The 20301-nt window shown below is 59.9% G+C and carries 19 protein-coding genes; 6 read left to right on the forward strand and 13 right to left on the reverse strand.

Annotated features, from left to right (window positions below):
- Nucleotides 1–11 precede the first annotated feature (11 nt).
- Together ACZZ0B_RS24595 and ACZZ0B_RS24600 are read right to left on the reverse strand one after the other, a co-directional pair.
- Nucleotides 12–419 carry an MbcA/ParS/Xre antitoxin family protein gene (locus ACZZ0B_RS24595; protein WP_158830489.1) on the reverse strand — a complete coding sequence of 136 codons (408 nt, stop codon included), beginning with the start codon at nucleotides 417–419 and terminating at the stop codon, nucleotides 12–14.
- 282 nt (nucleotides 420–701) lie between these two features.
- Nucleotides 702–893: a hypothetical protein gene (locus tag ACZZ0B_RS24600; RefSeq protein WP_463546430.1), complete on the reverse strand. Its 192-nt coding sequence runs from the start codon at nucleotides 891–893 to the stop codon at nucleotides 702–704.
- A gap of 385 nt (nucleotides 894–1278) precedes the next feature.
- Between ACZZ0B_RS24600 and ACZZ0B_RS24605 the strand changes: the two genes are divergently transcribed.
- On the forward strand, nucleotides 1279–2205 hold the full coding sequence (locus ACZZ0B_RS24605) for a LysR family transcriptional regulator (RefSeq protein WP_008080520.1): 927 nt from the start codon (nucleotides 1279–1281) through the stop codon (nucleotides 2203–2205).
- Here ACZZ0B_RS24605 and ACZZ0B_RS24610 read toward each other — a convergent pair.
- The 6 genes from ACZZ0B_RS24610 to ACZZ0B_RS24635 all read right to left on the reverse strand — a co-directional run bounded on the left by ACZZ0B_RS24610 (nucleotide 2122) and on the right by ACZZ0B_RS24635 (nucleotide 6834).
- The gene (locus ACZZ0B_RS24610) at nucleotides 2122–2439 is read right to left on the reverse strand and encodes an AzlD domain-containing protein (protein ID WP_007952614.1); all 318 of its coding nucleotides are present in this window, start codon (nucleotides 2437–2439) and stop codon (nucleotides 2122–2124) included. The two genes, ACZZ0B_RS24605 and ACZZ0B_RS24610, sit on opposite strands and share 84 nt — an antisense overlap.
- Complete coding sequence (locus ACZZ0B_RS24615; protein WP_008080518.1) at nucleotides 2418–3134, reverse strand: AzlC family ABC transporter permease; 717 nt, start codon at nucleotides 3132–3134, stop codon at nucleotides 2418–2420. The genes ACZZ0B_RS24610 and ACZZ0B_RS24615 overlap by 22 nt, the downstream gene beginning before the upstream one ends.
- On the reverse strand, nucleotides 3131–3508 hold the full coding sequence (locus ACZZ0B_RS24620) for a GNAT family N-acetyltransferase (RefSeq protein ID WP_008080517.1): 378 nt from the start codon (nucleotides 3506–3508) through the stop codon (nucleotides 3131–3133). The genes ACZZ0B_RS24615 and ACZZ0B_RS24620 overlap by 4 nt, the downstream gene beginning before the upstream one ends.
- A gap of 79 nt (nucleotides 3509–3587) precedes the next feature.
- Complete coding sequence (locus tag ACZZ0B_RS24625; protein WP_008080516.1) at nucleotides 3588–4334, reverse strand: 2OG-Fe dioxygenase family protein; 747 nt, start codon at nucleotides 4332–4334, stop codon at nucleotides 3588–3590.
- 231 nt (nucleotides 4335–4565) lie between these two features.
- On the reverse strand, nucleotides 4566–5870 hold the full coding sequence (locus tag ACZZ0B_RS24630; protein ID WP_008080515.1) for an OprD family porin: 1305 nt from the start codon (nucleotides 5868–5870) through the stop codon (nucleotides 4566–4568).
- Nucleotides 5871–6165: 295 nt separating this feature from the next.
- Nucleotides 6166–6834 (reverse strand): DsbA family protein, encoded by a 669-nt coding sequence (locus ACZZ0B_RS24635; protein WP_463546431.1) that lies wholly within the window; start codon nucleotides 6832–6834, stop codon nucleotides 6166–6168.
- A gap of 263 nt (nucleotides 6835–7097) precedes the next feature.
- Between ACZZ0B_RS24635 and ACZZ0B_RS24640 the strand changes: the two genes are divergently transcribed.
- Nucleotides 7098–9197: a TonB-dependent receptor gene (locus ACZZ0B_RS24640; protein WP_463546432.1), complete on the forward strand. Its 2100-nt coding sequence runs from the start codon at nucleotides 7098–7100 to the stop codon at nucleotides 9195–9197.
- A 151-nt stretch (nucleotides 9198–9348) separates the two neighbouring features.
- Here the strand turns inward: ACZZ0B_RS24640 and ACZZ0B_RS24645 are convergent, their stop codons facing one another.
- From ACZZ0B_RS24645 to ACZZ0B_RS24660, 4 genes are all read right to left on the reverse strand, one after another.
- A complete protein-coding gene (locus ACZZ0B_RS24645; RefSeq protein WP_008080512.1) occupies nucleotides 9349–9561 on the reverse strand; it encodes a hypothetical protein in 213 nt (70 codons plus the stop codon).
- Between the two features lie 246 nt (nucleotides 9562–9807).
- On the reverse strand, nucleotides 9808–10914 hold the full coding sequence (gene aguA / locus ACZZ0B_RS24650) for an agmatine deiminase (RefSeq protein WP_463546433.1): 1107 nt from the start codon (nucleotides 10912–10914) through the stop codon (nucleotides 9808–9810).
- A 5-nt stretch (nucleotides 10915–10919) separates the two neighbouring features.
- Entirely contained in the window at nucleotides 10920–11798 is an 879-nt protein-coding gene (gene aguB, locus ACZZ0B_RS24655; protein ID WP_460368801.1) for an N-carbamoylputrescine amidase, read from the reverse strand.
- A 293-nt stretch (nucleotides 11799–12091) separates the two neighbouring features.
- Nucleotides 12092–15004 (reverse strand): aminotransferase, encoded by a 2913-nt coding sequence (locus ACZZ0B_RS24660; protein WP_463546434.1) that lies wholly within the window; start codon nucleotides 15002–15004, stop codon nucleotides 12092–12094.
- 168 nt (nucleotides 15005–15172) lie between these two features.
- Here ACZZ0B_RS24660 and rfbC point away from each other — a divergent pair, with 168 nt between their 5' ends.
- From rfbC to ACZZ0B_RS24680, 4 genes are read left to right on the forward strand one after another with little or no spacing between them, the layout of a single operon-like run.
- Complete coding sequence (gene rfbC / locus ACZZ0B_RS24665) at nucleotides 15173–15718, forward strand: dTDP-4-dehydrorhamnose 3,5-epimerase (RefSeq protein ID WP_008080508.1); 546 nt, start codon at nucleotides 15173–15175, stop codon at nucleotides 15716–15718.
- A gap of 42 nt (nucleotides 15719–15760) precedes the next feature.
- Nucleotides 15761–17569, forward strand: a complete 1809-nt coding sequence (locus ACZZ0B_RS24670) for a sensor histidine kinase (RefSeq protein ID WP_158830497.1) — start codon at nucleotides 15761–15763, stop codon at nucleotides 17567–17569.
- A complete protein-coding gene (locus tag ACZZ0B_RS24675; protein ID WP_158830498.1) occupies nucleotides 17566–18951 on the forward strand; it encodes a sigma-54-dependent transcriptional regulator in 1386 nt (461 codons plus the stop codon). The genes ACZZ0B_RS24670 and ACZZ0B_RS24675 overlap by 4 nt, the downstream gene beginning before the upstream one ends.
- A complete protein-coding gene (locus ACZZ0B_RS24680; protein ID WP_440094809.1) occupies nucleotides 18948–19403 on the forward strand; it encodes a thioesterase domain-containing protein in 456 nt (151 codons plus the stop codon). Before ACZZ0B_RS24675 ends, ACZZ0B_RS24680 begins: the two co-directional genes overlap by 4 nt.
- 63 nt (nucleotides 19404–19466) lie before the next feature.
- On the opposite strand, the gene cysQ is transcribed toward ACZZ0B_RS24680, so the two are convergent.
- Complete coding sequence (gene cysQ, locus ACZZ0B_RS24685; protein ID WP_463546435.1) at nucleotides 19467–20294, reverse strand: 3'(2'),5'-bisphosphate nucleotidase CysQ; 828 nt, start codon at nucleotides 20292–20294, stop codon at nucleotides 19467–19469.
- Nucleotides 20295–20301: the final 7 nt, after the last annotated feature.

Consider the following 20301-nt stretch of genomic DNA (forward strand, 5'->3'; position numbering starts at 1 on the left):
ATCGAGCGCCTTCAACCGCGCACCCCATCGAGGTAGCGGCGTACATCGGCGATATCGACCACTCGCCCGGCCAGCATGTAATCCAGCGCCGTTTGCCCATTGAACGGCGCCGCGGTGTTCGGACTACTGACCCATGTGTACGCGCGCTCACGGCTGTTGCTGAAGATGATGCTCAACGCCTTGTGAATGCCCATCAAATAAGAGATGCGCTCAAGGGTATCGTTAGGCAGACGTATGTTCGGCAGGTGTTTGTATTTATAGAACGTGGTGTTACCTACACCGCCCAGCAATGTGCGTTGCTGCTCAGCGCTGCAGCCCCAGCGCTCCATGAGGTTGAAGAAGAACTTCAGCGCAACGCGACCAGCTTCGGGGGCGTCGAGTTGTTCGCGTGGAGTGAGGGCTTGGGATGAGGTAGTCATTGCGCCTCTCCTGATTTGGCTTGCTTTAATACTAGTACAGATATGAACCAATCTATAAATCTGATTCGCAAGCGTAGTAACAATGACCTAGCTCCGGATTGACAGTTTTACTCGCGATGCCGAGAATCGGCCCAAGAGCGCGAAACCGACTGCCATCAGGTGGCGATAGTCGGCGTTAGGAACCCCACTGATGACCTGAGGATCAGTGCCCGGGTGAGACCTCTTTCCCTATTTGGGGAGTAAAAAAAGACCGACAGCGATGTCGGTTTTTTATTGCCTCAATTATTTGAGCATTCCGTCGACCGACTCAAACCGCTGCAGAATATTCAGTGCTTCCAACATCGCTTGAGCTGTCTTATCCGTAGGGATTCGTGCAACGGAAGGCCGCTCTCGAATCTCAATAACCTGGTGCCGCCGGGTGCCATTTGGGCAGTCCAGATCAACCGCTTCTTGTGATGCAATCACTTCGCTCACCTCATTCAGATCCGCAGCCACATAGGCTCGATGTCTCGACGCTGCCACTTCATCTGCTTTAACAATTCGCCGCTATCAGCTCGGTCGCAAGTTCGCCTAGGACGCATCCACGTATTTCGCAGGCCAATACCACTAACGTTGTCAGCCTTTTCCCCGTGAAAAATCGCCCCCTCGCACCAAAACCACGCACTTTTTTTGACCCCCATCACCCCCATCCCCCCAAAAACCCCGATCCTGTGTCAGCCTCCAGCCATCGGCAGGGACATCAATTCGCTACTAAACCCGCGACAACTATGCTCAGGTGCAGGAATATACCCAGCATATGGCCGCCGGACCGGCGGTCTCGTAAACAACAATACCCAGCCCACTTTAGAGGGCATTACCCATGGATAGCAGAACCTTACGCAACCTCATGCGCATCGTGCAGACCGGCTCGTTGTCGGCCGCAGCCGAGCATTCGTGCCTGACTGTGCAGGCGCTGGCCGCGCAGTTGAACAAGGTCGAAGAGCAGTTCGGTTTCCGCTTGTTTCGTCGTTCCAACAAAGGGCTGACGCTGACGCCGCAAGGCACTGAGCTGACGCCTTATATGGACAAAGTGCTGATTGCCACGCGACAGATGGAAGAAAAGGTCGAGGCGCTGAAGGTGCCGGGCCAACGTACGTTGAAGGTGGCGCTGAACAACACGTTGTCGCCTGATTTCAATCGGCGAATGATCGGGCGCCTGATCGAGGTGTTCCCCGATTATCAGATGGAATTCAGTTATGCCGAGTCGATGGAAAACCTCAGTAAGCTGAAGAACGAAGACTTTGACCTTGCGGTGCTGATCGGCCCGCAGCGGCCGGGGTTGCCGAGCATTGTCTTGCCGGATGTTCAGGTGCAGGTGGTCGGCGCGCATTGCGGCCAGGAAAACGATCCACTGACGTTGCTGGGCAACAAGTTTCAGGTGCGTCCTGCGGAAGATTGTCCTTATTCCCACAGCTTTTTGCGCTTTCTCGACGCCGGTCTGGGCAATCACGAGAACGGCCAGCGCATGGTCTATTCGTGCAGTGAAACGTTGACGCTGTCGCTGATCACGCAAATGGACGCGGTCGGCATGGTTTCGCGTGAGGCCGCGCAGAAGAACGGCCTGACGATTTTCCCCGGTTTCGAGGATTTCCTCGAGGTACGCCTGGCGGTGAACAATCCGGAGTTGTCGAGCCAGGCGTTGAGTGACGTCGTCGATCTACCGCTACATGAACGAGCCGAGCGCAATGTACGCAGCCGTCCCAACCGCCACACTGAGAAAGAGGTTTTTGCTGAAATACGCACATAGCAACGTCGGAATCGCGGCATAGAATTCCGGGCGATCGAGCTGTATGTGCTGATCCTTGATCAACAAGGGAGTCAGGCTGATCGCAGCGACGATCGCCACCGGCAAGTATTCCAGCGCCCGCGCAACAAACGGCGGCCAGTGCTCGGTATTCACTTGCAATGGCAAGGCGCGTGGCAGGAAGGTCACGGCCATCATCAGCGCGACCACCAGAATCAGGAACGTTTGGTCAGGCATACACCCACTCCGCAGCCCACAAACGTGGCGATGAAAACGTTGAATGGCGAGCTGCCGACCAGGCTCAGTGCGCCCATGCAAATCACCGCGGCCCCGGCGGCGATGAGTTTGTTGCGCGTGTTGCACAGCGACACCAGCACGTAGAGCATCATCGCCGTCAGTGCGTAGTCGAGCTGATATTTGATCAGGTGCGCCGCGTACTGCGCGCAGACCGCGCCAAGCAAACCGCCGAGCACCCACGAGGTGTGGCAGAACAGGTTGAAACCGATCAGATAGCGCACGTTGACTGGTGCGCCGGTGCCGAGCTTGACGCTGTGGAAGGCGAAGGATTCATCGGTCAGGCCACCGGCGTATGCCCAACGTTCCATGCGACTCAAACCGAGTGCGCGCAGGGCCTTGGCCATGTACACCGACATCAGCATGTGCCGCGCGTTGATCAGAAACGTGGTCAGCACAATGGTGGTCAACGAGGCGCCGCTGGAGATCAGCGCCAGCGCGGCGAATTGTGATGCGCCGGCATACACGAACAAGCACATCGCTACCGGCAGCCACATCGGCAACCCGGCGTTGACGGCCATCAGCCCGAACACGAATGACACCGTGAAGTAGCCGGCGACCACCGGGCTGGCTTCGGCAAACGTGCGCGACGGCTGATGGGTGACCATCAGCGGCGCACTGCCGGACCTTTCATTCATAGATCCCTCTCAAAAGTCCGTTCGCCGTGGGGCTCGCAAAAACCCTGGGCAGTCCAAAAACGCTTGCCCGCGAGGTTAGCATCGTCGACAAACAGAAACATCCGCAACACACCGACACGCTTCATGTCGGACGACGCCGCTTCAACCAGACGTTGACCGACGCCCTGGCTGCGATAGCGCGGGCTGACGGCCAGATGATTGATGGTGCCGCGACTGCCGAGCATGCCACCGAGCACCGCGCCGACGATTTCGCCGGCGACGTCGAAGGCGAGATAGGCCGTCGTGGTTTTCTGGATCAGCACGCCGCGCAGGCACTTGGCGTCCTGCCATTCACAGAAGGACACTTCGTCGAACTGGCGGAAGAAGCGCTCCATGCGCTGCGCATCCTTGGCCGTGGCACGTCGCAGCACCACAGGCGTCGAGCACTCGACGCCATCGATTGGGGTGATCTGATTAGCGAACAATGTCGAAAGCGGTCCCGGGCCGCGAGAAAGAAATCGCCAGAATCTGCCGATACGCCATGGCATGGGTGTGGCTGTTGCGCGCCGGGGTCACGTAGTGGCGCATGTCGCGGTCGAGGAAGTAGGTAGTGTCGAGAATTTCCTCGTAAGTGGTCGACGCCAGTTGATGCTCGTGGATGTCGTACAGACGACTCTCCGCACCCTCGACGTTGTTGCGGCCCCAGAAGTGCACGCCGCTGAACGGGTAACCGTCGCAGTGAATGCCTTCAGGGGTAATTTCCAATTGTTTGCCGGGTTTGATCTCGATGCGGATCTGATGGATCTGGCACTGCCAGATTTCATCGTGCAGCTCTTCCGGCAACACGCTTTTGTACACTTCGAAATCGGTGTCGATCAGGCTGCGCATTACCGGCGAAGAAATCACTTCATCGGAGAAGTCCTGGAAGTGTCGTACCAGGCCGCCAACGTAGGCGTTGTTCTCTTTCGATTGCACGTACGCGCGATGCTCGAGTTGCGTCAGCTCGCGGGTTTTCGGGTTGTATTCAAAGTCGCTGTAACGACGGTAACGCATGCCGGCTTCGGCCTGACCGTAGTAGCTGTCAGGCTCCATGTTTTCCCAACTTTTGGTCAGTCTGACGAAGTCGGCAAAATGACCGTAGAGATTGAAGTCACCACCCTGGACGTTGACATATTTGTCGCGCCGTAGCGATTCGCCCACTTCTCTGTTCAAAACGATCATTACCAAATTCTCCGCTGCGTTGAGCGGCCTAATCTATTAGGTGGAGAATTTGCGTCCATGAGAAAGAATTTGAGGCATTTAAAGCCCTGTTTGAAACGGTGATTGAAGCGACTTAAAAACAACTTTTACATGACAAAAACTCGGGTTTTTTCCGGTTTTCATCGAAAAACCGTCGAAAAAAAACTCCGAACCAGTCGGAGTTTTTTCACGTTTCTTACACCGGATCGGGCATCAGAAGATGTTGATCGGGTAATCCACGAATACACGCACTTCGTTGCCGCCCACGTTGTACTCGCTGGACTTCTGCGACACGCGCAGGATCGAGCTGCGCAGTTTCACGCTGAGGTCTTTGGCCGGGCCACTTTGCACGACGTACTTGAACTGGTTGAAGATCTCGCGCTCGGTGCCACCGGTGCTGGTTGAGGTGGTGATGTTGTCGCCACGCACGTAAGCGAAGTTGTAGCTCAGGCCCGGTACGCCGAATGCGCCGAAGTCGAGGCCGTAGCCCAACTGCCAGCTGCGTTCGTCTTCAGCGTTGAAGTCCGACCAGTAGGAGTTGGCCAGGTAGATGGTGTTGCCGCCATCGCCGACACGGTTTTGATCTTTCTGGTAGCCGCCGTAGGCGTAGCCCAGGTTGCTGTCGCCAGTGGAGCGCTGGTGCGCCACGGTGAACGAGTGTGGGCCGGTGGCGAAAGTGGCTGCCAGGCTCCAGATCTTGTTGTCGTCGCCGGTCACACCGTTTTCGCGGACATAGGAGTTGTCCAGCTTGGTGCGGTAGCCGTTGAAGTCCAAGGTCAGCGATTGATCCTTGTTGAACGGCAACACGTAGTTGGCGTTCACGTATTGTTTCTTCAATACGTCTTCAACGTCGGAAGCGTACAACGCACCTTTGAAGTGTTCAGTGAACTGGTAACTACCGCCCAACACGTTGATCGACTTCAGACCACCGCTGTCACGGCCTTCATCGCTCTTGCGCGATTCGGCAGTGAATCGGCCGGCGTTCAGTTCCAGGCCCTTGATCTCACGGGAAGTGATCAAAGTACCGGTGTAGCTTTCCGGCAACAGACGCGAGTTGTCATAGTTCAGCACCGGCAGTGCCGGCATCTGGTCGCCGTACGTCAGCACGGTGTTGGAGAAGCGGAATTTGACCGCTGCGCCAGCCTTGGCCAGATCGTTGGCGGCATCGCCGTGCTGGCCGGCAACGTTGCCGTTGTCTTGCTTGAAGAAGTCGATACCACCGGCGCCGCTGCGGCCTTTGCCGCCATCCAGACGCAGTGCGTACAGACCGAAGGCATCCACGCCGACACCGATAGTGCCCTGGGTGAAGCCGGACGAGAACGTGCCGATGGCCGCTTGGCCCCACTCGGCTTTGTCGTCGTTACCGTCTTTGTAATCACGGTTGATGTAGGCGTTGCGCAACAGCACTTTGAGGCTGCTGTCTTCTTGAAAACCCTTGGACTCGGCCTGGTCGTTAGCCATGGCCTGTGTGGCGCTCAACATCCCCAGAGCGATCAGGCTGATTCGCTTGTTCAACATTTTGTTTTCCTTATTACGGGTTGAAACGCGCTGTGTCGAACGGCTGAAACGGCGCTATTGCACTCTTTTTTCATCCCGAAACAAAAAGACCCGCCCACGACAATGCCGTGGCGGGCCTTCTTATTATTTTGAGTCATGGCGGTTGGCCACAGGCGTTGGGCCGAATCGTAGCCGCGCCCTGAACTATGTGTCAATTTCAAGAATCGTCTTTAAATAGGCGAAAATCGTCTAAGAAACGTAAATTTTGCGCTGACTCCTTGCACGGAAATGCCTGCAACCAGTGAATACAGTGCCCTCAAGCGCATCCTTCGAGCCCGCAAAGCGCAGCGGTCACATCGGCCTCATCGACGCTGATCGATTGTTTCAGCCAGTCCGCGAAAGGTTGCGGCTTCCCCAGCCAGGGACTGATGTCGACTAGTTTGAATTGCCCGTCTTGCTCCAGGGCGAACGTAGGAAAACCCTGGCCGCCCAGTTGTGCCAGCAACTGGCGACTGGCTTTTATGTGCGCCTCGGTGTCGACCGATTCAAAGGCAATGTGGAAGTCCTCCTGTGCATAACCCCTCTCGACCGCCAATTCCAGCAGCACTGTTGAATCGGCAATGCGCCGCCCTTCCACATAGTGCGCAGTCTGCAATCGCCCAAGCATCTGCACACCGCCACCGTCGATGGATTCGGCTGCCATGACCGCAGCAATCGGCGGCGTCGAATCGAAGACGGCTGAATGATCTCGCAGCAAACCTTCGAAATACGCCTCGCCAAATGGCTGCCCGGTGAATTCGGCGATACGCCGGTCGTGGGGAATTACGTAATTGCGCAGCTGCGGCGAAACACACTGGCGATTGGCGCCGCTCATCATCCCGCCGGCATGCGCCACGACTGGCAGCACGTTTTGCGCAGCCTGCACCAACGGTTTGGCGCCGTAACACCAGCCGCACAACGGGTCGTAAATGTAGTGAAGGATCATCTGTCATCTCCGGCAGCCAACAGGCAAAAATTGATGCCGGGAGACTATGCCTCCAGCCGAAACGGAAAAACCTCAAAACGGCTTTCAGTCTGTTTCGTGGATCGGGCGAATGGTCTGCTCGGCCAACTTGTATCAACATCGACACAAATTGAAACAATCACGCAGGGGAACTTCTCAGGAATAATTAACGGAAGTAAATAGCAAGCATTATCATCCGCACCCCTACACGCTACAGCCTAAAAATCCTACGGATGTTTTCTTCAATGCCTGCCCCCTTTCGCCTTACGTCCTACAGCGTTGGCCTTTCTGCCCTGCTGTCTGCCGGTTTTTCCTACGCTGCTCCTACAACATTGCCCGAGACATCGATCAGCGCTGCCGAAACCGAAACCGATGATCCACGGGTAAAAGTCAGCAACACCGCGACCCGCACTTCGACGCCGGTACGTTATGTGCCGCAGGCCATTGATTCGATCAAGACGTCGAACGTCGCCGACTACGGCACCAACGATATCGCCGACGCTCTGAGCGGCATGCCCAACGTCAGCAGCAGCGCCGACACCCGCTTCGACAGCCTGCGCATCCGTGGTTTCGACGCCAGCAACGACTTCTATCTGGACGGCATCCGCGACGACAGCCAATACAAGCGCGACCTGCACAATATCGAACGCGTCGAAGTGCTCAAGGGGCCGGCCGCCGTGTTGTACGGCCGTGGCAGTCAGGGCGGGATCGTCAACCGCGTCAGCAAGACGCCGGAAGCCGGCCGCCGCTCGACCCTCGAAGCCCAGGGCGGCAGCGAAGATTTGCGCAGCCTTTACGCAGACCTCAGCACCGACCCGAGCGACAACATCAGCCTGCGCCTGAACATGGGCAACATGGATGAAAACAGCTTCCGCGACGGCGTCAGCGGCAATCGCCAACTGTTCGCGCCGTCGATGAGCTGGCAATTGACGCCGGATCTGAACTGGCTGGTGCAGTACGAATACAGCCGTTACAACCGCACCCCGGATCGCGGCATTCCCGGCGTCAACGGGCGCCCGGCGGATGTCGGTCGCGACACGACCTATGGCAACGATCACGACTTTATCGACGACAAGTCGCAGTCGCTGCGCTCGAAACTCACTTACGAAATCAACGACAACTGGCAGCTGCGCCAGACCCTCGGCGTGTTCAAGCTCGACAGCGATTTCGACAACACTTACCTGACCGGTTTCACCCCGGCCACCCGCCAGGTTACACGCCAGCACTGGCAGCAGGATCTGACCACTCGCAACATCTACAACAACCTCGAACTGGAAGGTGGTTTCGATACGTTCGGCCTCGAGCATCGCCTGCTCACCGGCGTTGAAACCGGCAGTCAGCGCCGCGACCCGACGCTGTACAACGCCGCCACCGGCAGAACCCCGGGCGCACGCCCCGTGCCGTCGCTTGACCTCTACAGCCCCAATCGCGACCTGCGCCACACCGGCAGCATGCAGGTTTCCAGCAGCAGCCATACCGAAGTCGAAAGTCGCGCGGTGTACGTGCAGGACCAGCTGCGCCTGAACGATCAATGGCAACTGCTCGGCGGTCTGCGTTACGACACCTTCGACATCGAGTCGACCAACAAGCTGCGCAACATCTCCGAAGACCGCGACAGCCACAGCACCAGCCCGCGCGTGGGCCTGGTCTGGACGCCGCTGCAGAATCACTCGTTCTACGCCTCTTGGTCGAAGACCTTCTCGCCCGTCGGCGGTGGCCTGATCGGCATCACCCCGGGCGCGGCCGGCAACAGCAACGACCTCAGTCCCGAGCTGACCAAGCAAAAAGAAATCGGCGTGAAGAGCGACTGGCTCGATGACCGTCTCAGCACCACGCTGGCGATCTATGACCTGGAACTCTACAACCGTCGTACCACCGATCCCAACGACCCGACCCTGACCGTATTGTCGGGCCTGCAACGTTCTCGCGGGATCGAGTTGACCGCGACCGGCAACATCGTCGGCAACTGGTACATGCGCGGTGGCGTCGGCATGCAGGATGCGACCATCGAGAAGGACAACAATGGCCTGGAAGGCAAACGCATCAACAACGTCGCCAAGCATAACGGCAGCCTGTTCCTGACCTGGAAACCGGAGATGGGTTGGTACGGCGAAACCGGTCTGACCCTGGTTGGCCAGCGTTATGCCGACAACGCCAACACCACCGTATTGCCGGGATATGGCCGCTGGGATGCGTTGGTGGGTTACCGGATGAAGGATTGGGATTTGCGGGCGGCACTGAACAACATCACCGACCGTGATTACTACGCGTCGGCGACCAGCCAGTATCAGATTCAGCCGGGGGCGCCGCGTAGCGTCGTGATGACCGGGACTTATAGCTTTTAAGAAACAAGATCAAAAGATCGCAGCCTGCGGCAGCTCCTACAGGGAAATGTACATCTCAATGCAGGAGCTGCCGCAGGCTGCGATCTTTTCTTTCGTGCATAAAAAAGCGCCGCCATCCCGGCAGCGCTTTTACCAATCCCTGTTGTTGTTCTTATCCTTCCATCACAGCCCATAACGCTTCCAGTTCGGCCTCGCTGAACAGGCCAGCGGGGTAACGCTCGATCATCATCCGGCGCGGATCAGGTTCCCTGATCTGACGCGTTCCATTGGACTTCAACCAGTGCGCGACAATCTGCAGCGATTCGCCATTTACGGCCATGGGATGCAACGTCCGCTCGCTGACTACGTTCACTTCGGCGTTCATTTCAGCGCTCTCTCCCCGTTCATGAGCGGCTACGTTATCCAAGGTTTATGACAGAACTGTTGAAGTTCTTCCCCCTCCCTAGTGCACGGGTGATGAATACAAGAGCTATGCCAATGTTTCTCTGTTGTCGACAAGTGGATACAAAGAAGCCCGCCATCCTGTCGGAGTGCGGGCCTCGGTTGATATATAGCGAGCTAATCATTGCCCGGCTGATTTATTAATCAACTCAAGCTGTTACGACTCAACTCACTCTTTGTGCGGCGCGGGCTGCTGCTGGGTAAGGCAGTGGATATTGCCGCCACCCAGTAACAGTTCGCGGCCCGGCACCATCACCACTTCGTGCTGCGGGAACAGCTTCTGCAGGATTTCTTTCGCCCCAGCGTCCATCGGATCGTCGAAGCTCGGCGCGATGATGCCGCCGTTGACGATCAGGAAGTTCACGTAGGAACCGGCCAGGCGCACGGACGGATTGCGCTCTTGCGTGCCGTCCACCGGATCGACCCCGGCGCACTCTTCTTCGGTCGCGTACAGCGGCCCCGGAATCGGCATTTTGTGCACCGTGAATGGGCGACCCTTGGCGTCGGTGCTGCTTTGCAGGACTTTCATCGCAGCCTGGCAGCGCGGGTAGTTCGGATCCTGCGGATCGTCGGTCCACGCCAGCAGCACTTCACCCGGACGCACGTAGCAGCAGAAGTTATCCACATGACCGTCGGTTTCGTCGTTGAACAAACCGTCCGGCAGCCAGATGATTTTATCCACAGACAGATTGGCGCTCAGTACCGCTTCGATTTCTTCGCGGCCCAGGTGCGGGTTGCGATTGCGGTTGAGCAGGCATTCTTCGGTGGTGATCAGCGTGCCTTCGCCGTCGACGTGAATCGACCCGCCTTCGAGCACAAAACCTTCAGTGCGATAGCGTGGGCTGCGTTCGATCTCGAGGATCTTGCCGCCGACCTGCGAGTCGCGATTCCACGGCGAATACAGACCGCCGTCGAAACCGCCCCAAGCGTTGAAGTCCCAGTTCACACCGCGCACTTCGCCGTTGTTATTGATGACGAAGGTCGGACCGCTGTCGCGTACCCAGGCGTCATCGCTGGACATCTCGACCACGCGGATATTCGGCACGTCGAGGCGTGCACGGGCGTTTTCGTATTGGCCGGCGGACACGGCCACGGTCACTGGTTCAAAGCGCGCGATGGCCTTGGCCACCGCTGCGTGTGCGGCTTGCGCCGGTTTGCCACCCAGACGCCAGTTGTCCGGGCGCTCGGGCCAGATCATCCAGGTCTGCGTTTGCGGCGCCCACTCGGCCGGCATGTGAAAGCCGTCGGCGCGCGGGGTACTTTTCAATGTGGTCATCGGGATCAGGACTCCAGGGAACCGTCGAGGGTTTTCAACGCACCGTACAGGTTCGGACGGCGGTCACGGAATGAACCCCACGCGCTGCGAATATGTTCGAGCTCGTCGAGGTTGAAAGTGTGCACAAGAATACCTTCTTCGGTTTTATTCAGCTCCTGCACTTTTTCGCCGAACTGGTTGGCGATGAACGACGAGCCGTAGAACGTGATGTCGTAGCCGTCCTGTTCTTCGTTGCCGATGCGGTTGCTGGCAATCAGCGGCATCAGGTTGGCGCCGGCATGGCCCTGTTGCACACGCTGCCAGTGATCGCGCGACGAAATAGTCTTGTCGTGCGGCTCGCTACCAATTGCCGTTGGATAGAAGAGGATTTCCGCGCCTTGCAGGGCCATGCTCCGCGCGGCTTCCGGGAACCACTGATCCCAGCAGATGCCCACGCCGATTTTCGCGTAACGGGTGTTCCACACTTTGAAACCGGTGTCGCCCGGGTTGAAGTAATACTTCTCGTGGTAGCCCGGGCCATCCGGGATGTGGCTTTTACGATAAATCCCGAGGTTGCTGCCGTCGGCATCGATGATCGCGATGCTGTTGAAACGTGCGCGGCCGGCCAGCTCGTAGAAGCTGATCGGCAGCACCACTTGCAGTTCCTTGGCGACTTTCTGGAAATGCTTGATCGCGACGTTGTCTTCCACCGTCGTCGCCAGTTGCAGGTAGTCCGGGTTCGGCTTCTGGCAGAAGTACGGCGCCTCGAACAGCTCCTGAATCAGGATGATCTGCGCGCCTTTCGCAGCGGCTTCGCGCACCAGCCTTTCAGCGATTTCGAGGTTGGCTTCCAGATCCCACGAACAGGCCATCTGAGTGGCAGCAACGGTAACGATACGGCTCATCAATCATCTCCGGGCAAGTACTTTGGCGGTCGACCATTCGACCGAAAAGAAAAACGCGCGCACCGGACAAGCGATCGCCAAGCCGGAGCAATGGCGACTTTATAGCCGATAAATATCGGCTTTAGAAGCTACGAAAATGCATTTCGTCTAATTTAGCGCGCAGAAAGCCGATACAAATCGAATTACAACCGTACCCATGTAGGAGCTGCCGAAGGCTGCGATCTCTTGATTTTGCTATTGAAAGACAAGATCAAAAGATCGCAGCCTTCGGCAGCTCCTACATGGGGTGAGTGTCAGAGGCCCTCGGTGAGCACCCGATCCAGCATGTCGACGAAGAAGTCGACACTGCGGCGCGACGTCACCATCGGCGGCTTGATCTTGAGAATGTTCAGATCATCGCCGGTCGGCTGCATGAAGATCCCCAGCTCGCGCAGGCGATCGCAGAGCACGGCGGTCTCCTCGGTCGCCGCCTCCAATGTCTCGCGATTACGGATCAGCTCAAGCCCCAGATAAAACCCGGAACCATGCACCGCGCCCACCAGCGGATGTTTATCGATCAGCGCTTCGAGCCGCGCCTTGAAGTGGCCACCGACCACCTGCGCGTTCTCCCAGAGTTTTTCTTCCTCCATGACATCGAGCACCGCCATGCCGATCTGGCAACTGACCGGACTGCCACCCGCCGACGAGAAGAAATAACCCTCGGCCTCCAGCGCCTCGGCGATCTCCCGGCGGGTAATCACCGCACCGAGTGGCTGGCCGTTGCCCATGCCTTTGGCCATGGTGATGATGTCCGGCACCACGCCCTGATCTTCAAAGCCCCAGAAGAAGTGGCCCATGCGCCCATAACCGACCTGTACTTCGTCGGCAATGCACACCCCGCCCTGCGCGCGCACCAAGGCATACACCTGTTGCAGATAACCCGGCGGCAGCGAGATGCCACCGGCATTGCCGTACACCGGCTCGCAGATAAACCCGGCCAATTGGCGTTTTTGCTCAGCGAGCTGTTGCAACTGATGCTCAACGCTGTGCACGTAATCCGGCGCCGAATCGAGGCCACGGAATTCACCGCGATAGGTGTTCGGCGCCGTCACGGGGTGTACCCAGTCCGGGCGACTTTCCAGAGCTTTCGGGTTGTCGGCAATCGACGTCGAGACCGCATCGGCACCGACCGTCCAGCCGTGATAGGCCTCAAGCACGCTGAGCATGTCGCGACCGCCGCTGTACGCCCACGCCAGACGAATCGCCAGGTCATTGGCCTCGCTGCCGCTGTTGACCAGAAACACCCGGTCCATGCCTTCCGGCGCCAGTTTCAGCAGGCGTTCGGAAAACTCGGCGACCGCTGCATAGTTGAACCGCGAGTTGGTGTTGAGCAACGACCACTGCCGTGCCGCGACCGCCGCCATGCGCGGGTGGCCGTGACCGAGCACCGCGACGTTGTTGAGCATGTCCAGATAGGAGCGGCCCTGCATGTCGATCAGGTGATTGCGCCAGCCGCGTTCGATGCGCGGCGGATCGACGTAATAGTGTTTTTGCGTGCGGGCAAAACTGGCCTCGCGCCGTTGCAGCAGGGTTTTACCATCCAGCTCCGGCTCGGCATCACAGGCCAGCCCCAGCAACGCAGCAGGCGATGGACACAGTGCCTGCCATGCCGGCGCATGGGATGGCGTGCAAAACAGCGGCGCATTGAGTTGCGCGCCTCGGCACAACTGCACACGCAAAGGCCCGCTGACCGCGCCCAGCACCTGGCCTTTGACCAGCGCCGCGCCACTGTGCAGCGAAGGTGTCACGCCCCACAGGCGAACGCTGAGCTGCGGGCCGTCGAGTTGCAGCGCGCCATCAGGCGCCTGATGCACCACGCCCGCGAACGGCGACTCCACAGCAGTGCCATTCGGCACAAGCAATTCGACGTGCAGCGGGAATGTGTCCGGCTCATCGGCGCTGTCGACACGCGTGCGCGACAAACGGTACTGACCATAACGGCTCGCCGCCAAACCATGGGCGGCCGCCGCCTCGTTCAACAGCCGCTGATCGATGCCCTCCTGCTCCCAATTACCGGCCTCGAAATGCGGGCTCAGAACACCAAGATCAATCAGCGCAAATTCACGCCCGACCAGACCCGGCAACAATGGCGCAAAGCCTTCGCTGTCGATCGCCGGCAAGGCGTGGCCGACAGCGGTAAGAATCGCCGCTTCCATCAGCGCCAGTGGCACCGACGTGGCCACGCGGAAAATTTCCCACTCATGGCTGAGGTTGTCGCGGCTGTAGGTATTCGAGGGATCGATGCTGACCTGCTGCTCGCCACTGAGCACCAGCACCGCCGCACGCGCGACGATCAATGGCCAAAGCGCCTGCAATTCTTCGTGTTGCAGCGGGTTGACCGCGTGATACGCCTGCACGGCCGGCAGGATGACAAATGGATCGCCGCCCGCGTGATGCAGCAACGCGGCGCAGGTCACCGACAAATCGGTAATGCGCCAGGTGCGCACCAGATCGCCGAAATCGATCACCCCCTGCAACTGCCAGTGACGCCCGGCATCGCGCGCCCACACCGCATTGTCATCGGTGATGTCCATGTGGATCGCCTGCACCGGCAACGTGTCGAGCAACGGCTGCAAACGTCGCTCGGCCTGTTCGGCCGCCGCGGCGATCAATGCCCGCTGACGTTCATCCTTGATGACCGGCAGCAAATGACTGATCAGCGCACTGGCGTGGCGCGCATCCCATTGCAGCGTGCGCTCCAGCCCCGGATGGTCGAAGCCGGCCAGCGCCAGGTCCATCTCACCGCAGAGTCGACCAAACCCGGCCACCACCGCCTGGCCCAGATGATCGAGATGGGTCAACGACTGGCCCTCGATGTAATCGAGCAGGCGCACATGCACCGCTTCACCGCCGACGTGCAGCGACAGCAGATCGGCGCCGCTATTGGCCGCGATCACCCGTGGCACCTTCACCGCCGAATGCTCGGCCAGAAACTTCAGGCCCGCATGCTGGGCCTGCAACTCGACAAGCGCGTAATCGCCACGGCAGATTTTCAGCACGAACCGGCCACGCGGGCTGTCGACGCGATAATTCAGATCCTGCTGACTGCCGAGCGCCTGCAACGTACCGCTGAGCCCGTAATGTTCTGCCAGCCATTGCTGGGCCTGCTCTGCAGAAACCTGCGGACTGGGCAAACTGGCGCGATGAATCAACGTGGCGAGCGGCATGAAACGACCCCTGAAATTTTATTAGGCGCTTATATCGCCATTGCTGCTGACGAGACGCAACCCCTAACGGTTGTTACAGCACAGACGGATATTTGTATCTGAACACTCGCGCCCTCCGGCACTTTGCGCAAGAATGTCGGCCATTCACACCTGCCTATGGAAATCCTCATGAATGTAATCACCACCGATCTGCCCGGTGTTCTGATCATCGAACCCAAGGTTTTTGGTGACGAGCGCGGTTTCTTCTACGAGAGTTTCAACGCCAAGGCGTTCCAGGACGCCACGGGTCTGGACACGCAGTTCGTCCAGGACAACCACTCGCGCTCGCAAAAAGGCGTATTGCGTGGCCTGCATTACCAGTTGCAAAACACTCAGGGCAAACTGGTCCGCGTCACCGTCGGTGAAGTGCTCGATGTGGCCGTGGACATTCGTCGCAGTTCGCCGCATTTCGGCAAGTCTGTGGCCGTGCGCCTGTCGGCTGAAAACCATCGCCAACTGTGGGTACCGGAAGGTTTCGCCCATGGTTTCGTGGTGCTGAGCGAGTTCGCCGAATTCCTCTACAAGACCACCAATTACTATGACCCAGCGTCCGAGCGCAGCATTCGCTGGGATGACCCTGCGCTGGGCATCGACTGGCAGCTGGACGAAGCGCCGAAGTTGTCGGCCAAGGATCAGGCTGCCGCGTTGTTCAAGGACGCTGACGTCTTCGCCTGAGCCTAGGCATAATGCGCCTGTCACCCCAGGCGCATCCGGCTCATGAAACCAACCCTTCCCCGCAGACCTCGCTGGCGCAGCCTCGCCCTGCTGGCGCTGTGTCTGGCGCCGCTGCTGTGGCCGCTGGAACACCTCGCCGAACGGTATTACCGCAGTGAGCTGGCCGGCCAGAACCGCCAGACCCTCGACCTGTACGTCGCCAACCTGCTGGGCACCCTGCATCGCTATGAAGTGTTGCCGCAAATCCTCGGCGACCTGCCGGCCCTGCGCGCCGTGCTCGGGGCGCCGGACGATGGCGTCACGCAGGGCAATGCCAACCGTCTGCTGAAAAACATCTCGGCACAGACCGGCGCCGAAGTCATGTACCTGATGGACACCAGCGGCCAGACGCTGGCGGCGTCGAATTGGGACAAACATGACAGCTTTGTCGGGCGCAATTTCTCCTTCCGGCCGTATTTCAGCGAAGCCATGGCCGGGCGCCTGGGGCGCTTCTTCGGTCTCGGTACAACGTCTGCCAAACGCGGTTATTTCTTTGCCGCCGCCGTGCGCAATGGCGAAAAAATCGTCGGCGTGCTGGTGATCAAGGTCGACCTCGACCACACCGAAAGTCTGTGGGGCAAAACCCCCGAACAATTGCTGGTCACGGATCACAACGGCGTGGTCATCCTCACGTCACGCCCGGAATGGCGCTTCCGCTCGACCCGCATCCTGAGCGATGCCGAGCGCTCCGCGATCACTGCGATCCAGCCCTACCCGACCCGCGAACCACGGCCGCTGAACCTCAGCCCCAGCGCATGGCTGACCCAGACCCACGACATTGCCGAAACCGGCTGGAGCGTGAGCATCCTCGCCCCGCGTACGCTGATCGACCGCCCGGTGCGCACGGTGGTGGCCATCGGCGGCGCCACGCTGCTGGTGGTGATGTTGCTGCTCGGTTTGATGATGCAACGCCGCCGCCACTACCTGGAACGCATCGCGTTCGAGGCCAAGGCGCGCCGTGAGCTGGAAGGCCGCGTCGCCGAGCGCACCAGCGATCTCGAAGGCCTCAACCGGCGCTTGAAACAGGAAGTGCTCGAGCGCGAAACGGCGCAGCAGGAGTTGGTCCGCGCCCAGGATGATTTGGTGCAGGCGGGCAAACTGTCGGCACTGGGGACGATGTCGGCGAGCATCAGCCACGAACTCAATCAGCCGCTGGCAGCGATCCGCAGCTACGCGGAGAACGCCGAGGTGCTGCTCGATCATCAACGCACCGACGACGCGCGCGGCAACCTCAAGTTGATCAGCGAACTGACCGGGCGCATGGCCTCGATCATCGCCCACTTGCGCGCTTTCGCCCGCCGCGATCGCCACGCCCCGGAAAGCGTCGCCCTGCAGCCGGCGCTGGACGATGCGCTGGCACTGTTGGCCAAACGACGCCGAAGCATGGAAGTCGAACTGATCCGCGATCTGCCGGCCGCCACCCTGTGGGTCGAGGCCGGGGAAACCCGACTGCGCCAAGTCCTCGGCAACCTGCTCGCCAACGCCCTCGACGCCCTCACCGAAAAAGGCCCGCCGCGCAAATTGTGGCTGAGTGCCGAATCCACCGCCGAGGGCGTCAATCTGTACATTCGCGACAACGGCCCGGGGTTCTGCATGGAAGCCCTCGGCCGCGCCAGCGAGCCTTTCTACACCACCAAGACGCGCACGCAGGGCCTCGGTTTGGGCCTGGCCATCTGTGAAACGCTGATGCGCGCCTTCGGCGGTGAATTGTCGTTCGCCAACCACAAGCAAGGCGGCGCCTTGATCACCCTGCGGCTGCGCGCCGGTGCGCCCGGGGTCAGCCTGCAACCGTCCGAGGATCGAAGTGCATGACCATCGACAATCGCATTCAGGTGGTGTTGATCGACGACGATCCGCACCTGCGTCAGGCCCTCGGGCAAACCCTGGATCTGGCTGGCCTGAAAATCCTGCCGCTGTCCGAAGCCAAAGGTCTGGCCGGGCAACTGGAGCGTGACTGGCCGGGCGTGGTGGTCAGCGATATCCGCATGCCGGGCATGGACGGCCTGGAACTGCTCAGCCAATTGCACGCCCAGGATCCGGAGTTGCCGGTGTTGCTGATCACCGGCCACGGCGACGTGCCGCTGGCGGTGCAGGCGATGCGCGCCGGTGCTTATGACTTCCTCGAAAAGCCCTTTGCCAGCGACGCGCTGCTCGACAGCGTGCGCCGCGCGCTGGCCCTGCGCCGGCTGGTGCTGGACAACCGCAGCCTGCGTCTGGCCTTGAGCGATCGTAATGAGTTGAGCGCGCGGCTGGTCGGTCATTCAACGCCGATGCTGCGCCTGCGCGAGCAGATCGGCGCGCTGGCCGCGACCAAGGCTGACGTGCTGATCCTCGGTGAAACCGGTGCCGGCAAAGAAGTCGTCGCCCGCGCTCTGCATGATCTGTCGAGCCGGCGTAACGGCCCGTTCGTGGCGATCAACGCCGGTGCGCTGGCCGAATCCGTGGTGGAAAGCGAGTTGTTCGGCCACGAGCCCGGCGCATTCACTGGCGCGCAAAAACGCCGGATCGGCAAGTTCGAATTCGCCAATGGCGGCACGCTGTTTCTCGATGAAATCGAAAGCATGAGCATGGACGTGCAGGTAAAACTGCTGCGCATGTTGCAGGAGCGCGTCGTCGAACGGCTGGGTGGCAATCAGCTGATCCCGCTGGACATCCGCGTCATCGCCGCGACCAAGGAAGACCTGCGCCAGGCTGCCGACCAGGGGCGCTTCCGCGCCGACTTGTATTACCGCCTCAACGTCGCGCCGCTGCGCATTCCGCCGCTGCGCGAACGCGGCGAAGACGCACTGGTGCTGTTCCAGCATTACGCCGACGAAGCCAGCGCTCGCCACGGCCTGCCGCCCCACGAGCTGCAACCGGCACAACGCGCCCTGCTGTTGCGTCACACCTGGCCTGGCAACGTGCGTGAACTGCAAAATGCTGCCGAACGTTTCGCCCTCGGCCTGGAACTGGCGCTGGACAACAGTGACGCCGATGGCCATGGCGCCAGCACCGTGCAGGTCATCAATGGGGGCCTCAGCGAGCAAGTGGAAAACTTCGAAAAGTCGTTGATCGCGGCCGAACTGGCGCGCTCCCACAGCTCGGTGCGCAGCCTCGCCGAGGCGCTGGGGATTCCGCGCAAGACCCTGCACGACAAACTGCGCAAGCACGGCCTGAACTTCGGCGACAGCAGCCATGGGGAGGAGAACGAATGAGCACCAGCAGCGACGCTCTGGAAGCCATTCTGCACCATGACATCCCGCTGACCCGGGACATGGGCCTCAAGGTGCTCGACTGGCGTGATCAGCAGTTGAGCCTGCATTTGCCGCTGGACCGCAACGTCAATCACAAGAGCACCATGTTTGGCGGCAGCCTCTACTGCGGCGCGGTGCTGGCCGGCTGGGGCTGGCTGCATTTGCGCTTGAAGGAAGCGGGGATCGAGGACGGGCACATCGTGATTCAGGAGGGGCAGATCAGTTATCCGTTGCCGGTGACGGGCGATGCCACGGCGATTTGCCCGGCGCCCGATGCGGTGATGTGGAAACGGTTTTTGGCAATGTATCAGCGGTATGGGCGGGCGCGGTTGGTGCTACAGACGCGGATCGTCAATGCCGGGAGTGATATCGATGCGGTGACGTTTACGGGGCAGTACGTGTTGCACCGTTAAAGCAAAAGATCGCAGCCTGCGGCAGCTCCTACAGGAACGTGCCGAAGGCTGCGATCTTTGATCTTAACCGCGCGCGAGTTCCAGCAACTTCGCACGCCACGCAGCCTTCGCCGGCAATGCCAGGAACGACGTATTCAGCAGCGATTCCCGCGGCGGATAGCAGAACGCTGCACCGCTCAGATCCAGCACCGCACCGCCCGCGCCTTCGAGCACACCCTGCGCCGCCGCCGTGTCCCACTGCGAAGTCGGCGCCAGTCGCGGATAGCAATCGGCCGCCCCTTCCGCCAACAGGCAAAACTTCAGCGAGCTACCAATGCTCGTCAACTGCAATTCACCCAGGCTGGCGCTCAGGCCGGCGAGCAAACGCTCCTGCTCAGGGCTGGAATGCCGGCGGCTGGCGACGACCGTAAACGCCTCACCCGGCCCAGGCACGTCACGCACCTGAATCGAAACCGGCGTGCCGTCCTTGTCGCAACGCCATGCGCCGAGACCCGCACCACCGACATAGAAACGACCGTTGGTGGGCATCGACACCACGCCAAATACCACCTGACCGTTTTCAATCAGCGCGATGTTGACGGTAAATTCTTCACTGCCACTGATGAACTCCTTGGTGCCATCCAGCGGATCCACCAGCCACCAGCGCTGCCATCCGGCGCGCACGTTCTGCGCGATGTTGGCGTCTTCTTCCGACAGCACCGGAATGCTTGGGTCCAGCGCCGTCAGGCCCGCCACGATCACATGGTGTGCCGCCAGGTCGGCAGCGGTCACCGGCGAGTCATCGGACTTGGCCGTGACTTCGACGCCTGCGCGCCAGAACGGCAGAATCGCGTCGCCTGCCTGCAATGCCAGCGCAACCACCGGCGCCATCAACGGATGGGGAAAGTTCATCGACATC

The sequence above is a fragment of the Pseudomonas sp. AC247 genome, from assembly GCF_979258015.1.